The following is a 2,039-nucleotide window of genomic DNA, read 5'->3' on the forward strand; positions in this document are numbered from 1 at the left end:
GACCTTTTGTCGTTTATCTGGGTTGTTTGATACGCTTACTTGTTTTTTCTGAATGTGAATTTCATTTGACCAGCAGCGATATTTAATGGTTTCGTAAGATTCACCAAGGCATTCAGCAATTTGCTTCATGTTGAAACCTTGTGCTGCTAGTTGTTTGGTTTTCTCAATAGCTTCTAAGCGCTCCTCTTTGCTCATTTTTGCCATTAAATATGTCCTCTTGCTAATGCCCCCACGACGAAGCCTAAGCCTAACGCAAAGGCAACCGACCAGCGCAAAAAGACTGCTTCTTTTTTTGGGTATTCGTTTTTTTCGGTTGTTTTCACTAAATCTGCTCCGCTTCTAACAGCTCAATTAGCTTGTTAATATCGACCCCTAAGTTTTTCTCAATTTGTGTTGTTGGCTCTGGTGGTGCATAACAATCCATAAGCGTGCGTGACATATAAAAACCTACCTCCTCCTGTCTTCGACGATTGAATTTAGGCTTCACTTTTTCTTTCTTGAACAAGCCTTCAGAGAAAAGCATCTTTGCCCGTAACGCCTCAAAACTGTAACCACGTCCTTTACGGTTAGTCGCACGAATCAGGTTGTTGAGTGATTCGGTGTAGGCATTGGTAATGCGGTGGTCAAAGTAGTTCATGATCCAAGGATGCCAGTTCTCACAGGCGCGAGTTAAGTCTGCAAAATCTAGCAGCAAATCACTCGGAATGCTGTGTAGCCAAGATTGATAGCGTTGCTGTGCTTCTGCTTTAATGGTAGCGTCATAAATACCATAGAAGCTCTCTTTAAGCCTGTAGGCTTCACCAAGCAATGGATAGTTCAGTGTCCAGCCAGACAGTAGCAAGATTTCCTCTTCATTAAGATCACGCTCGCGTTTTAACAGAATGAAGCGGTCGTGCATCAAGGTACGACGTTCTTTGGCGGTTAGCGATTCACGCAATGACTTACGAACCGACTCCAAGGCATTGTTCGCCATACGCACCACATGAAACTTGTCGATAATGATCTTGGCTTGTGGTATTACTTGCTGACAGGCTTCACGATACGGTTTCCACATGTCCATTGTGACGTACTTAACCTGTTCTTTGCCTTTCAGATTACTCAGGTAATGAATGATCGTTTCTTTGTTGCGATTCACCAGCAAGTCGATCATGGTGTTATCTTGCACGTTGGCAATAACACCACGCGGTTTAATCAAGTAGATTTCGTCCATGCCGAGCCATTGCGGGGTCTCAAACTTGATTTGGCTCTCAAGTTTTGTCACATAGTCCTTGAATAGTGCGCGTACCGATGCTTCACTAATACCCACTTCATCTGCTATCGAAGTAAAAGTACGCCTAACCGATTGTTTACCTGCCCACTCTAGTAAGCGATTAGTCATGCCGCGCTTGTCATCAACGTCAGGCAAGGTTTCTGAAAAGGTTTTACCGCAAGCATGGCACTTCATGCGGCGCAGGTTGACGTAGATGCCAACACGCTTACCGTGCATTGGTAAGTCTTTAACTAAGTTCTCGCGACGACCTGAGCCAATGATGTTATCAGAGCCGCAGCAGGCGCACACTTTAGGAGACTGCTTAGTCTCAACCCGAATGTGGTAGTCGTGCTCGTCTTCTGCCACTTCAAGCACGTCAAAGGCTGGTAGGTTCAGGATGTTAGTGGGCATTAAACTTCTTCTAATACATCAAAAATTTTAACTAATGCAGAAAACATTTTATTGGCGTCGGTTTGCTGATAACCAAAGGTGTTAACGAAAGTAGAGAATGTTAATCCTTCTTCTGATTCTTTAGACCATTTCCTAAATTTATTAGCAGTTTCAAGTGCTTTATCAATAAAAGCCTGTTGATCTTCTAGTGCTTTTATTTCGGCTCGATGCTTTCCGATTATTTCTAGTTCATACTCGGAAGGGCTTTTAACTCCAGTGACTACGAACAACACATCAATGCCGACCTTAGAGATTAACTCAAGATAATTGCTTTTTGGATAACTGTTGCCTTTCTCATAATCAATCTGGCTTTTTTTAGTCGTTTCACCAATTTCAGCGA

General features: G+C 43.0%; 2 protein-coding genes and 1 pseudogene. All 3 read right to left on the minus strand.

From position 1 onward, the window contains the following. On the minus strand, positions 1-204 hold a 204-nt coding region (locus tag B7Y67_RS16145; protein ID WP_293599505.1), incomplete at its 3' end, for a hypothetical protein. Positions 205-322: 118 nt separating this feature from the next. Next, entirely contained in the window at positions 323-1,660 is a 1,338-nt protein-coding gene (locus B7Y67_RS16150; protein ID WP_293599506.1) for an ISL3 family transposase, read from the minus strand. Further along, a pseudogene (locus B7Y67_RS16155) lies at positions 1,660-2,039 on the minus strand (hypothetical protein); the annotation flags it as partial. The gene B7Y67_RS16150 and the pseudogene B7Y67_RS16155, both read right to left, overlap by 1 nt.

Source organism: Polynucleobacter sp. 35-46-11, assembly GCF_002281105.1.

What these genes read in the sequence shown, in the direction of transcription:
- B7Y67_RS16150 (WP_293599506.1), bottom strand. Translation starts at nt 1,660, where the DNA reads ATGCCCACTAACATCCTGAACCTACCAGCCTTTGACGTGCTTGAAGTG.